Genomic DNA, 12146 nt, shown 5'->3' with positions numbered 1-12146 from the left:
ATTTCTGGCCCAAGCAGCCCCAACTGTAGTCGGATCCGTGCCCCGGGTCCGGTGGAGTGGTCTCGTCAACGCTCCGCATTCCGACGATGCGGCACCACACAATGAGTGGCGAGTGGGCACCATCCTGACAAGGAGCAGGTGTGTCCGTCGTGCCCGCATCCAGTTTTCTCACCCGGCTATCCGATCGTCTGGGCCTGCCCGATCTGCGCCAGCACACAGCATTGGTCGTCGCTCTGTGCGTCGATGCGATCGGCAGCGGCGTCGCCGGCCCGTTGCTGCTGCTCTACCTCACCCGGGTCGCCGGCCTGCGGCTCGGCCCCGCCGGCGTGCTGCTGACGGCCAGTGCAGCCTTCTCACTCGTGGTACCTGCAATCATCGGCCGGGTCACCCACCGGCTCGGCGCTCGCAGGATCGTTGTGGGCGCGCAACTCCTGCAGGCGCTGGCGATGGTCGTCCTGCTGATCAGCCACCAGGTACCGGTGCTCGGCTTCGCGGCGATGCTCGCCGCGATCGGCCAGCGGGCGTTCTGGTCCTCGGTCTTCGCCCTGGTCGCCGACGCAGCCGAGTACGCGGCCGACGACCGAGATCACGACCGCTGGTTCGCTGCGTCCGGGATGATCCAGAACGCGGGCTTCGCGATCGGCGGGCTGCTCGCCGGTGCCCTGCTGCTGCTCCCCGGCCCCACCCCGTTCGTGGTGGCGCTGTCGATCAACGCGGTGAGCTTCCTGGGCAGCGGCTTGCTCTTCGCACGGGACCGGGCGCGGCCGCATGCCGATCAGCCGAACGGCCGGCAACCGCGATCCGTCCCCGATGGTCGCTATCTGCTGCTGATCCTGGCCAACACGTTGTACGCGTTCTGCAGCGTCCTGCTCGGCGTCGGCCTGCCGTTGTACGCGCTGGACTTCCTGCACGCTCCGGCGTGGTTGATCGGTCCGTTGCTGGCGCTGGTCACCGTGCTGGGTGCGACCGGCCAGGGCGTCGGCGTGCGGCGGACCGAACGGCTGCGCCGGGTCACCGTCCTCGGCATCGCCGGTGCGTTGTGGGTGGTCTGGGGGCTGCTGATGGCCGGCCTGACGCTGACCTCCGGTGCGGTGTTGATCGGCGGGCTGGTGGTGGCCACAGTGTTCTACGCCGTTGCGGAGTTGCTGCACGCACCGGCGTCGATGTCGCTGTCGGCGACCCAGGCGCCGGCGGTCGGGCGGGAGACCTATCTGGCCTGGTTCCAGTACTCCTTCGCCATCGCCACGGTGCTCAGCCCGTCGGTCTTCGGTCTGCTCAGTGCCGTACGGCCGAACCTCCCCTGGCTGATCGCCTCCGCGGCGGCTGCACTGGCCATCCTGCTGGCCCGCGGCGCGGTCGGCGAGTCCGGCAACCGCGTCTCCGCGTAACCTGCCGGCCACCTTGATGTACCCCAGTTGCGTACGTTGAGGGCATGAGCACGGACCGGACGATCCTGCTGCTTCGCCACGCCAAGTCCGCCTGGGGACTCGACGTCGATGATCACGAACGGCCGCTGTCGGGTCGCGGCCGACGGGACAGCACGGCGGTCGGCGAATTGCTGGCGGCCCGTCGCGTCGTCCCCGATCTGGTGTGGTGTTCCACGGCGGTGCGCGCCCGACAGACCTGGCAGGGGGCGGTGGAGGCGGGTGCGGCGGCGGGTCGGCTGATCTGCCACACCGAGCTGTACGAGGCCCTGGCCCACGAACTGCTGAGGGTGTTGCGCCGGACCCCGTCTGAGGTCCGCACAGTGATGCTGATCGGCCACGCTCCGGCCGTCCCCGAGCTGGTCGAGCAACTGGCCCAGCGGGTCGGCAACGAGGACCTGTGGAGGCAGCTGGACACCAAATTCCCGACCAGCGGTCTGGCGACGCTCGGCTACCGGGGAAGGTGGCCCGACCTCGGTCAGCAATCGGCGACACTGCTCGACTTCGCGGTTCCGCGCGGCCGCAGCTAGCGACACGCCGCACAGATCAAGGATTATGTGACCCCTCGGCCTAGAGGCCGTCGCGGTTGTGCCAATGGTTCTGCCAGCGGGCGTCGATGGCATCGCTGACCCGCTGATAGCGGATGTCGGTGGACAGCCGCATCACCTGCTGCGGGTCGACGTTGTCCAGTGCCGCGTGAACCATGTGCGCGGTGTGCACCAACACATCGCCTGCGGCGTAGTCGGTGACCAGCCAGCGGGCGTCATGATCATCGGCCAGGCCGGGCAGGTCCGCGGTGATCGACGCCGCCGGCCGCTTCCGTACGCCTGACTGCTCCTCGGCGCTCACCCAGCGGTGACTGCCCTCGAGGTAGATCAGCCCGCCCCGGGACACCGGGCAGTCGCCGAGCGGCACCCACAGGGTCAGCACGTCGTCGGTGCCCTCCCGAAGATAGAGCAGGTCGTAGTGCGCCTGGGTCGCCTGCCCGATCCCGGAGTCGCCCGGCCGGGTGTGCCGAATGATCTTGCGCCGATGCAGGTGGACGTCGTCGCCGAGCAGCCAGCTGAAGAAGTCGACGATCACCGACTGGCGGCAGAATGCGTCGTACTCCAGCCCGGGAACGATCTCTCGGAACAGGATGCGGCGCAGCGCGGCTTGATCAACATCGCCGTCACCGTGTTCCCGCAGACCGGCGTCGGCCAGCCGTCCGAAGTAGTAGTGCCGGAAGGCGTTGACGATGTCCGGGTCGAGGAAGCCGCGGAGCAGCAGGCAACCGTCCCGGTCCAGGCGTTCCCACAGGGCGTCCCGGGAGCCTCGGTCGGCAGCCGGCACCGGTTCCAGCGTGCCGAGACGGTCAGGCGTCGAGCTCAGCACGTACCCGTTGGAGGTCAGCACAAGATCACTATCCCATGGTCGGGAGATCACGGCCATGGGTCGCCCCATTCGATCTTGCGCGCGGCCCGGTAGTGATCTTGGTCCCGCTTGGCGACGGTGACCCGCTCCGCCTCGCCGGAGCTCTGACAGACCGTCAGTTCGACAAGGCCCTTGCGGAACGTCGGGTGGCGCAGCACGCGGCCGGCGGCCTGTGCCGTCGCTTCGGGTGCGGCGACAAGATAGCTGAACTTCTCGTCCTCATAGCCGAGTTCGGCGCCCTTGGCCCGGCGATGTGCGGTGCTGCGGTTAACACGTGCCGAGAAGTGGCACCAGTCCCGCTGCTGATCGGCCAGCGGGCAGGCGAGCCGGTGCGGGCACGGTGCCACCAGTTGCCAGCCGGCGTCGATCGCCTGATCCCTGGCCGCAAGGATCCGCCGATAGCCGTTCTTGGTGCCCGGCTCGACGATGATCAACAGGTCCCGGGCTGCGGCGAGGCAGCTGCGGACCAGCGCGGTTCGCAGCGGTTCGTCGATCTCACTCAGCAGGTAGCCGATGGTGATCACGTCCGCTGCCCCGGGATCGATCTCGGAGTTGATCACCCGCCTCTCCCACCCGGCGCGGCGCACCGGTCCGGTGGTGGCAGCGGCCAGTCGGCGGCCGACGCTGATCGCCGCGGCAGACTGTTCCAGCAGGGTCTGTTGACCGATCCGCGGCCACCGGTCGGCGACCGCCCAGACGGCGGAACCGGTGCCGCCGGCGATGTCCAGGTGCCGGGCGGCGGGCCGTACGGCGTCGTCGGGAAGTTGATCAAGGACGGTACGGATGGCGGCGTAGGTCGCCGGCATCCGGTACACCGCATAGGCGAGAGCTTCCTGATCACCGGCCATGATCGGTTGTCCGGGCACGGCCGGGGTGTCGGCCTGGTAGCGGTCGATCATCCGCCGGGTGGTGGCGCCCAGGTGATCCTGGCCGCTGCGGCTGGTCGATCCGGCCAGCCGGGCGATACCGTCGGCGAGTTCGCCCGGCAGTGCGAACATGCCCTACTCCGCAAGCAGCGCCGCGGTGACGGCCGGTCCGTCGACCAGCAGCCACTCGCGCCGGCGCCGGATCTGATCACCGACGCCCTCGTCCCACATCCGGGCCCAGCCGCCGCCCAACCGCTCGGCGCGGTCGCGCATCAGGTGCCAGGAGCGTTCGGTTCCGTAGATCAGGTCGTCGATCAGGATCGCCCGATCCTCCCGGGACAGGCCGTAGGCATCGGCGAACAGCCGGCAGCGTCGGGGCACATCGAGGTCGATCTGATCCGGATCGCGGTCCCGCGGATGGCTGAGCGGCGCCCAGTACATCAACGCGTTCTGCACCTCGAGCATCCGGGAGCAGGGACGGACCAGATCGAAGTCGATCAGGGCGTACGCCTCCGTGTCACGCCAGACCACGTTCTCCGGGGTGATGTCGCGATGACCGATGAATTCGAAGGTCCGCTGCTGCGGTGGTGGGATGCCCGGCGGATCGGGGTGGGTTTCGGTGTCGATGTCGGGGAAGCCGAAGTCGATCATGGCGTCGTCCAGTGCCCGGACCAGCCCGGCCAGCGACAGCAACCGTTCCTCGTCGGCGATCCAGGAGGGATGCGGCCGTCCCGCCACCTCGCCCTCGATGAAGGTCAACACCTCCCGGCCCTGATCGTCGATGCCGAGGAACCGTGGTGCACCGGCGAAGCCGACCGCCTCGAGATGATCAAGAACGGCGTGCACCAGCGCCGAGTGCGGGCCGACCGGGCGGCGTACCGTGTCACCGACTCGGACGACGCCTTCGGTGACGTCGCCGTTCGGCAGCGGGATCTCCTCCAGGACATCGACATCGGAGTACGCCCGCGTCGGCACGACCTTGTCGAACACCCACTCTCCTTCGCTCAACCTTTGACCGTGCGGCTCCGAAAACGGCCTCGCGAGAGCCGCACGATCAAACTTTGACCTTGCGGATCCAGGGGTCAGTAGCGGTAGTGGTCGGCCTTGTACGGTCCCTCGACGTCGACGCCCAGGTACGACGCCTGCACCGCGGTCAGTTCGGTGAGCTTGACGCCGAGCGCGTCCAGGTGCAACCGGGCGACCAACTCGTCCAGCTTCTTGGGCAGCGTGTACACGTCGGTCGGGTACTCGTCAGGCTTGGTGAAGAGCTCGATCTGGGCCAGCACCTGGTTGGTGAAGGAGTTGCTCATCACGAAACTGGGATGCCCGGTGGCGTTGCCGAGATTGAGCAACCGGCCCTCGCTCAGGATGATCACCGAATGCGCCTTGTCGGTGCCCGCCTCGAAGGTCCACTCATGCACCTGCGGCTTGACCTGGACCTTCTCCACTCCGGACGTCCGAGCCAGCCCGGCCATGTCGATCTCGTTGTCGAAGTGGCCGATGTTGCCGACGATCGCCTGGTGCTTCATCCTCGACATCTGCTCGGCGGTGATCACGTCGCGGCAGCCGGTGGCGGTGACGAAGATGTCGGCGTACGGCAGCACCTCCTCCAGCGTGGTGACCTGGTAGCCGTCCATCGCAGCCTGCAGGGCGCAGATCGGGTCGATCTCGGTGATGATCACCCGGGCGCCCTGGCCACGCAGGGATTCCGCGCAGCCCTTGCCGACATCGCCATAGCCGCAGACCACCGCAACCTTGCCGCCGATCAGTACGTCGGTCGCCCGGTTGATGCCGTCGATCAGCGAGTGCCGGCAGCCGTACTTGTTGTCGAACTTGGACTTGGTCACCGAATCGTTGACGCTGATCGCCGGGAACAGCAGCGAGCCCTCCCGGGCCATCTCATACAGCCGGTGTACGCCTGTTGTGGTCTCCTCGGTGACGCCCTTGATCGCCGAGCCGATCTCCACCCACTTGGACTTGCCGGAGCTGATCGACTTCTTCAGCTGGGCGAGGATGACCTGAAGTTCCTCCGGGTCGTCCTCGCCGGCCTCGGGAACCTCACCGGCCTTCTCGTACTCCACGCCCTTGTGCACCAGCAGGGTCGCATCGCCGCCATCGTCGAGGATCATATTGGGCAGCTCGTCGCCCCAGTTGAAGATCTCGTTGGTGCACTCCCAGTACTCCTCGAGCGTCTCACCCTTCCAGGCGAAGACCGGCACGCCCTGCGGGTCCTCCGGGGTGCCATCCCTGCCGACGACCACCGCTGCCGCGGCCTCGTCCTGGGTGGAGAAGATGTTGCAGCTGGCCCAACGGACCTCGGCGCCCAGTTCGACCAGGGTCTCGATCAAGACGGCGGTCTGGACCGTCATGTGGATCGAGCCGGCGATCCGCGCACCGGTCAGCGGCTTGCTCGCGCCGTACTCGGCGCGCATGGCCATCAGGCCCGGCATCTCCTGCTCGGCCAGGGTGATCTCCTTGCGGCCGTAGTCAGCGAGATTCAGATCTGCGACGCGATAATCCATGCGGTCAATCTACGTGAGAGACCGGTCCGCTGGGAATTCCATTGCCTGCGGCCGTGCCGGTGCCCGCAGGGCCGGCCAGAGACCACGAATCATCACCGGGAGCTCTTAATCCCACCACTTTTCACTGTTTGACTAATCGCTGTCACTCGGTGAGGCTGATCGCATGGAGTACACGCACCTGGGGCGCACTGGCCTGTCCGTCTCCCGGCTCTGCCTGGGCACGATGAATTTCGGCCCGCAGACCGAGGAGGCTGACTCTCACAAGATCATGGACGCCGCCCACGACGTGGGCATCAACTTCTTCGACACCGCCAACGGTTACGGCCGACAGATCTATCCCGGCCGGACCGAGGAGATCATCGGCAACTGGTTCGCCCAGGGCGGCGGCCGTCGCGAGCGCACGGTGATCGCCACCAAGCTCTACGGAGACATGCCGTTCGAGGGGCAGCCGGAGTCCGGCTGGCCGAACGCCGGTCGGCTGTCGGCGCTGAACATCCGCCGGGCGATCGACGAAAGCCTGAAGCGGCTGCAGACCGACCACATCGACCTGATCCAGTTCCACCACGTGGACCGCGACACCCCGTGGGAGGAGATCTGGCAGGCCTGCGAGGTGGCCACCCAGCAGGGCAAGATCATCTACGTCGGGTCGTCGAACTTCTCCGGCTGGCACATCGCCCAGGCACAGGCCGCTGCCGCGCAGCGGAACTTCCTCGGGCTGGTCAGCGAGCAGTCCTTCTACAACCTGCTGACCCGCGATATCGAGCGGGAGGTCATCCCGGCCGCGCAGCACTACGGCCTGGGCATCATCCCGTGGTCGCCGCTGCTCGGCGGCCTGCTCGGTGGCGTGATCAAGAAGGAGCGGGACGGCGTCCGGCGCTACGAGGGGCGCGCCAAGGAGTCGGTCGAGAACCACCGCAACCAGCTCACCGACTACGAGAACCTGGCCGACGACCTGGGCGTCGAGCCCGGAGAGCTCGGCCTGGCGTGGCTGCTGCACCGGCCGGGGATCACCGCCCCGATCATCGGGCCGCGGACAGCCGACCAGTTCGACAGTGCCGTCCGCGCGGTCGAGCTGAAGCTCGAGCAGGGCGTGCTTGATCGGTTGGACGAGATCTTCCCCGGGTACAAGACCGCCCCCGAGGACTACGCCTGGTAACACCACCCCACCCAAGAACGTGATCATCGCTGCGTTCGGCCCTCCCTAACCGCCGTCGTCGCGATGATCATGAACCGGAGCAATCCGGTCCTGCCATCCCGGCTTCGGCCCCAAGACGCATACCGGGCTCACAACTGCGTCGAAGGGCCGGAGCCGGGATTCTCGGTTTTCGGGACTCCCCGCCGGCCACCGGCTGTCGGGGCGGCGGCGTACGGTGCCGGTCATGACGCTGCGTTGGTATTCGAACGTCGTCGAGTCGACCGACCCGTCCCGACTCGGGCACTGGTGGGCCGAGGCACTCGGCTGGGAGGTCATCTATGACACCGACGAGGAGGTGGTCGCGGTGCCGCCCTGGGCGGTGGAGCTGACGTCGACGCTGTCCTTCGATCAGGTGCCGCCGGGCCTGTGCTTCGTCAGAGTCGACCACGAGAAGTCGACCAAGAACCGTCTACACATGGACTTCGCGCCGCACACCAGTGTCGATCGCGACGCCGAGATCGAGCGGCTGATCAGCCTGGGCGCGACCCGGGCGGAGGTGGGCCAGCCAGACGACGTCAGCTGGACCGTGCTCGCCGACATCGACGGCAACGAGTTCTGCGTGCTGTCGTCCCGGGACACCTGACCCGCTCTATACCGAGCCCAGGATCTGCTTCAGCAGCGCCTGACCTGCCGGTCCCGGTTGTTCGGGAATCGCGATGGCGACGTTCCAGTCCAGGTCCTGTTCCTTGACGGGCACCGCGCACAGTGACTCGGGGCGCTTCTGTTCGAAGTGTTCGGGCACGACGGCGACGCCGAGTCCGTGCCCGACAAGGTCGAGCAGGGTGTGGACGTCGTTGACCTCCATGGTGACCCGGGTATGCAGCCCGGCCGCGGTGAAGGCGCGTTCGGCGATCGACCGCGCCGCCCAGCCGGGCAGGAAACCGACCTGCGGTTCTTCGGCGATCTCGTCCAGGGTCACCGACTTGAGGTCGGCGAAGCGGTGCTCGGGGTTGCAGAGGATCACGAACGATTCGGTGGACAGCCGCTCGGTGCGCACCCCCGGCGGCAGCGAGCCGAACTCGGCGACCATCGCCAGATCCATCTGCCCGCTGGCCACCCGCTCGACGAGGTCGGCCGAGCCGTCGAACCCGAGCCGGATCTCCACACCGGGATGTTCGGTACGGAATCGGGCCAGTTCACTGCCCAGGTCGACGACACCGAGACACTGCTCGGTGCCGACACTCAACGTCCCGCCCAGCACACCGCGGACGGCCTGGACCGCGCTCCGGGCGGCGGCAGCGCTGGCCACCGTCCGGCGAGCCTCCTCGAGCAGCGCCCGTCCGGCCTGGGTGAGCACAACCCGCCGTGTGCTGCGGGTGAACAGCGGCGTACCGAGCTCATGCTCCAGCGCCCGGACCGACGCCGAGAGTCCCGACTGGGAGATCTGCATCGCCTCGGCAGCGCGGGTGAAGTGCTGCTCGGAAGCGACCGCGATGAAATGCTCCAGCTGCCTGAGTTCCACGGCGACAGTCTACGGACCTGCCCGGTGGCTACGAGCCGGCGATCCGGCGCAGGGCCAGCTCATAGCCTTCGATCCCCAGACCGGCGATGACCCCTGTCGCGTAGGCCGAGATCACCGAGTGGTGCCGGAACTCCTCGCGGGTGTGGATGTTGGAGATGTGCACCTCGATGAGGTCGGCGGTGCGCTGGGCGACCGCGTCGGCGATCGCGATCGAGTAGTGGCTCCACGCCGCCGGGTTGAGCACCACCGGAAGCCGGCCATCGGCGGCCTCGTGCAGCCAGCTGATCATCTCGGCCTCGGCGTCCGTCTGCCGCACCTGGACGTCCAGCCCGAGGTCCGCGCCGGTCTTCACCAGTCTGTCGACCAGATCTGCGTAGGTCGTGCTGCCGTACGTCTTGGGCTCACGCTTGCCGAGCCGGCCGAGATTCGGCCCGTTCAGCACCAGCACCTTGGTCGCGCTCATGGGCCAGACCCTAGTCCGTCGGCCCGGCTGATGGCGTGGTGCTGTACCCCGGGAGGTCAGTGAGACGGTGCGCCGGGGCGCTCGGGTCGGGGTGCCGGCCGGTGGCTCTCGGAATAGATGTCGGGCTCCAGGTACAGCGAGGTGACCATCGGCTCCGCGGCGCGGATCGCGACTTCGGCCCGGTTGATCAGGGCGGCGACCTCGGCCGCGGACTCGGTTGGACGTACCGCGATCTTGGCGGCGACCATGATCTCCTCAGGACCGAGGTGCAGCGTCTTCATGTGGATCACCCGCTCTACTCCGTCGGTACCGGTCAGCGCGGCGGCGACCGCGGCGACCGCCGCGGGGGAAGCCGCCTCACCCAGCAGCAGACTCTTGGTCTCCGCGGCCAGGGTCACGGCGACCGCGACCAGCAACAGGCCGATCAGTGCGGTGCCGATCACGTCGAAGATCCCGTGTCCGGTAACCTTGGTCAGCACGACGCCGAACAGAGCGAAGACCAGGCCGATCAGCGCCGCGAAGTCCTCCAGCAGCACCACCGGCAGCTCCGGCGCCTTGGCGGCCCGGATGTAGCGGAGCAGATCCTGCCGGCCGCGGGCCTTGCTGGACTCCCGGACCGCGGTCCGGAAGGACAGACCCTCGGCACAGATGGCGCCGATCAGGATGAGGATCGGCACCCACCACCAGCGGCCCATGTCGTGGTGCTCCCCGGACAGCACCTCCTGGAGCTTGTGCCAGGCCTCGTAGAGGGCGAAGACACCGCCGATGCTGAACATCACGATCGCCACCATGAAGGCGAAGACGTAGCGCTCCCGCCCGTAGCCGAACGGGTGTTCCGCGGTGGCCGCGCGCCGAGCCCGGCGGCCGCCGATCAACAACAGGAACTGGTTACCGGTGTCGGCCACCGAGTGGATCGCCTCGGCCAGCATCGAGGAGACTCCGGTGAGTGCCCAGCCACCGAACTTGAGCAGTGCGATGAAGGTGTTGGCGGCGAGCGCGGCGATGATCGCCTTGTTGCTGTTGTGCTCGGTGGCGCTGTGGCCGGCGGTTTCGGTCGTACTCGTCGAGTCGGTCACGACCGATCATCCTGCCAGACGGTACGGCGCAATCCGACCGCAAGATAGACGGCTCCGTACAGACCGGTCTGCAGCATGCCGGCGTAACGATCAAGATCACCACCGCTGGTGTGATAGATCGGACAGACCCGGATGTCTGCCCGTTCGGCGGCTCCGCGCAGTTTGTTCTGGGCTGCCATGGTCAACTGATCTCCGGTGCCGTCGTCCAAGATCACCAAGGCCGGCCGGCGCTCGTCGGGCTGCGGATCCTCGAACGGGTCGTCGAACAGGTCCCGTGGGTCCACCGCCTCGAGCACCGCAAGCAGTTCGTCGGCGTCCGCGGCCAGAGCGGCACGTCCGGTGGCCGCCCGGAGGGCCTCGGCGACCCGGCGACTGGCCCGGCCGGCCAACACCGACCCGCCCCACACCAGCGGCTGGGCTTCGGCCAACCCGAGGGCCAGATCCTTGGCCGGATTCTCCGAGACGTCGAGGAACGGCGAGCAGTCCTCGGCGACCCGATCGAACGCATCGGCGACCGACTCCGGGTCGACCTCCGGTCCGAGTTGCATCCGGTGCAGAGCCGCCAGCATCACCACGGCCGCGGCCAGCACGTCACCGGTCCGAGTGGGCAGCATGATCGTGTCCCGCCCGGAGACGTACTCGGCGATCACCGAGGGCTGGGGGCAGGCGATGATCAACTGGCTCCCCCGCCGGGTCGCCTCCCGGGCGGTGGCGATCAGGTCGGCATCGGCGCCGTCGGTGGCCAGCACCACCACCAGATCCAGGGCACCGACCCAGCCGGGCAGCCCGTGCCGCGGCCAGGCCAGGAACGGCACCGGGCAGGTCGGCTCAAGCAGTGCGCGCACCAGACGCGCCTCCGAGCCGGCAGCGATCACGGCACGCGGCCGGGGCAGTTCGGTGACCGCGGCCAACGCGTCGGTCGCCTGCTCGGCCTCGGTGCGGATCCGGGCGCCGGCCTGGGCCAGGCGCCGCAGCATCGGATCGGCCGCGGCCAGGGCGTCCCGGTCGTCGAGCAACGAGTCGTCGAAGAACGGCATCGCCGGCCTATTCTTCGGGTCGTTCGCCCGGCCGCTGCGGCGAGCGCGCCTCGTCGACCAACAGCACCGGAATGCCGTCCCGGACCGGATAGGCCAGCCCGCAGTCCGGTGAGGTGCAGACCAACTCGTCGCGATCATGGTCGACCGCGAGCCCGCCGTGACAGTTGGGACAGGCCAGTATCTCCAGTAGTTCCGGTGCCAACTCGACCGCCATGGTTCCTCCTTCGGTGCCAGGACTCCACGCACCACGACGGAGCTTAGTGTGCGATCAGCCGCTGGGGGTCGATCAGGCGTCGGGGTCGGCCAGCACGGTCAAGTGCCCGCGACGGGCCACCTCGACCATCGACGAGCGGGTGGACTGCTGCTGACGTTCCTCTTCGACGCCGTAATTGAGACCGACCTCGCGGACCGCATCGGCCAGTGCCAGCAGATCATCGTCGGTCGGTTCCGGATCGGTGAAGTCCTCCGCGAGCCGGATGACCTCCCAGCCCTTGGGCGCCGACAGGTTCATCGAATGCCGGCGGCACAGGTCGTAGCCGTGCGGCTCGGCCCGGGTCGCCAGCGGGCCGATCACTGCGGTCGACTCGTGATAGACGTAGGTCAACGTCGCGACCGCCCGCTCATCACACCCGCTCCGGGAGCAACTTCTCGACGTCACCCTCCGACGCTACCGCCGGAGGTGCCCGCA

General features: G+C 68.1%; 14 protein-coding genes. 4 read left to right on the top strand and 10 right to left on the bottom strand.

Annotated elements, in window-relative coordinates; all coding sequences use genetic code 11:
* The first annotated feature begins 140 nt into the window (after window positions 1-140).
* Together GJV80_RS00280 and GJV80_RS00275 are read left to right on the top strand one after the other, a co-directional pair.
* Window positions 141-1388, top strand: a complete 1248-nt coding sequence (locus GJV80_RS00280) for an MFS transporter (RefSeq protein WP_154686210.1) — start codon at window positions 141-143, stop codon at window positions 1386-1388.
* Window positions 1389-1432: 44 nt separating this feature from the next.
* Window positions 1433-1954 (top strand): histidine phosphatase family protein, encoded by a 522-nt coding sequence (locus tag GJV80_RS00275; RefSeq protein ID WP_195909087.1) that lies wholly within the window; start codon window positions 1433-1435, stop codon window positions 1952-1954.
* Window positions 1955-1994: 40 nt separating this feature from the next.
* On the opposite strand, the gene GJV80_RS00270 is transcribed toward GJV80_RS00275, so the two are convergent.
* From GJV80_RS00270 to ahcY, 4 genes are all read right to left on the bottom strand, one after another.
* Window positions 1995-2819, bottom strand: a complete 825-nt coding sequence (locus GJV80_RS00270) for a phytanoyl-CoA dioxygenase family protein (protein ID WP_154686209.1) — start codon at window positions 2817-2819, stop codon at window positions 1995-1997.
* Between the two features lie 26 nt (window positions 2820-2845).
* Entirely contained in the window at window positions 2846-3835 is a 990-nt protein-coding gene (locus GJV80_RS00265; protein ID WP_154686208.1) for a small ribosomal subunit Rsm22 family protein, read from the bottom strand.
* A 3-nt stretch (window positions 3836-3838) separates the two neighbouring features.
* Window positions 3839-4693, bottom strand: a complete 855-nt coding sequence (locus GJV80_RS00260; RefSeq protein WP_230207974.1) for a phosphotransferase — start codon at window positions 4691-4693, stop codon at window positions 3839-3841.
* A gap of 92 nt (window positions 4694-4785) precedes the next feature.
* Window positions 4786-6225 (bottom strand): adenosylhomocysteinase, encoded by a 1440-nt coding sequence (gene ahcY / locus GJV80_RS00255; protein ID WP_154686207.1) that lies wholly within the window; start codon window positions 6223-6225, stop codon window positions 4786-4788.
* A gap of 163 nt (window positions 6226-6388) precedes the next feature.
* Between ahcY and GJV80_RS00250 the strand changes: the two genes are divergently transcribed.
* Together GJV80_RS00250 and GJV80_RS00245 are read left to right on the top strand one after the other, a co-directional pair.
* Entirely contained in the window at window positions 6389-7381 is a 993-nt protein-coding gene (locus GJV80_RS00250; protein ID WP_154686206.1) for an aldo/keto reductase, read from the top strand.
* Between the two features lie 223 nt (window positions 7382-7604).
* The gene (locus GJV80_RS00245; RefSeq protein WP_154686205.1) at window positions 7605-8003 is read left to right on the top strand and encodes a VOC family protein; all 399 of its coding nucleotides are present in this window, start codon (window positions 7605-7607) and stop codon (window positions 8001-8003) included.
* 6 nt (window positions 8004-8009) lie between these two features.
* On the opposite strand, the gene GJV80_RS00240 is transcribed toward GJV80_RS00245, so the two are convergent.
* The 6 genes from GJV80_RS00240 to GJV80_RS00215 form a co-directional block, all read right to left on the bottom strand.
* Entirely contained in the window at window positions 8010-8882 is an 873-nt protein-coding gene (locus GJV80_RS00240; RefSeq protein WP_154686204.1) for a LysR family transcriptional regulator, read from the bottom strand.
* Window positions 8883-8910: 28 nt separating this feature from the next.
* The gene (gene aroQ / locus GJV80_RS00235) at window positions 8911-9345 is read right to left on the bottom strand and encodes a type II 3-dehydroquinate dehydratase (RefSeq protein WP_154686203.1); all 435 of its coding nucleotides are present in this window, start codon (window positions 9343-9345) and stop codon (window positions 8911-8913) included.
* Between the two features lie 56 nt (window positions 9346-9401).
* Window positions 9402-10421: a cation diffusion facilitator family transporter gene (locus GJV80_RS00230; RefSeq protein ID WP_154686202.1), complete on the bottom strand. Its 1020-nt coding sequence runs from the start codon at window positions 10419-10421 to the stop codon at window positions 9402-9404.
* Entirely contained in the window at window positions 10418-11458 is a 1041-nt protein-coding gene (locus GJV80_RS00225; protein WP_154686201.1) for an SIS domain-containing protein, read from the bottom strand. Before GJV80_RS00225 ends, GJV80_RS00230 begins: the two co-directional genes overlap by 4 nt.
* Window positions 11459-11465: 7 nt before the next feature.
* Window positions 11466-11672 (bottom strand): Trm112 family protein, encoded by a 207-nt coding sequence (locus GJV80_RS00220; protein WP_154686200.1) that lies wholly within the window; start codon window positions 11670-11672, stop codon window positions 11466-11468.
* 72 nt (window positions 11673-11744) lie between these two features.
* Window positions 11745-12116 (bottom strand): DUF3499 domain-containing protein, encoded by a 372-nt coding sequence (locus GJV80_RS00215; protein WP_154686199.1) that lies wholly within the window; start codon window positions 12114-12116, stop codon window positions 11745-11747.
* Between the last annotated feature and the right edge of the window lie 30 nt (window positions 12117-12146).

It is taken from the genome of Microlunatus sp. Gsoil 973 (genome assembly GCF_009707365.1).
Taxonomy (GTDB): Bacteria; Actinomycetota; Actinomycetes; order Propionibacteriales; family Propionibacteriaceae; genus Microlunatus.
Note: the sequence above shows the minus strand (reverse complement) of the source record. Positions and strands in the feature narration are given on the sequence as shown.